This is a genomic window from Dehalococcoidia bacterium, assembly GCA_025054935.1.
Lineage (GTDB): Bacteria > Chloroflexota > Dehalococcoidia > SpSt-223 > SpSt-223 > JANWZD01.
Map to the genome: position 1 here is coordinate 1 of JANWZD010000075.1, position 555 is coordinate 555.

2 rRNA genes are annotated in these 555 nt (G+C 59.6%); both read right to left on the reverse strand.

Features of this window, described 5'->3' with window-relative positions:
- Window positions 1–178: 178 nt before the first annotated feature.
- A 5S ribosomal RNA gene (gene rrf / locus NZ773_16330) occupies window positions 179–295 on the reverse strand.
- Between the two features lie 139 nt (window positions 296–434).
- A 23S ribosomal RNA gene (locus NZ773_16335) occupies window positions 435–555 on the reverse strand; the annotation flags it as partial.

Here is a 555-nt window from a genome sequence, read left to right on the forward strand (position 1 = left end):
GGCGTCTTCAGAGCTTTCCCGTACGGGTGCATGTCTTGCCAGCAGGCCGGGGAACTGTGCGCTCACCCTGCCATCCTTACCGGGTTATTTGTTCCACACTGGCCGGAGGTTTTTCACAGAAAAACCCCACGAGCAGCACAAGAATGACTGTTCGTGGGGTTCTGGGGTTGGTTGTTGTTTCTGGCAGCGCCCTATTTTCCCAGCAGGTTGCCCCGCCAGTATCGTCGGCGTACGCAGGTTTCACGACCGTGTTCGGGATGGGAACGGGTGGGACACTGCGGCCAGAGCCACCAGAAAACGGTTCAGAAGCTCGAACGCACTCCGGAAGAAACCATCACAGACCGGCGACCAAGCCGAACACACTCCCTCTGCCACTCCGGCTCCTCCAGCAACCCCGGCGCCCGAAGGCACGGGTCCGGAAGACACCGGACAGTCTACAGAAGTCCTCGGTCCCTTAGTACGGGTCAGCTCAACACATTACTGTGCGTACACCTCCCGCCTATCAACCCGGTCGTCTGCCGGGGACCTTACTCTCGCGATGGGGGTTCTCATCTT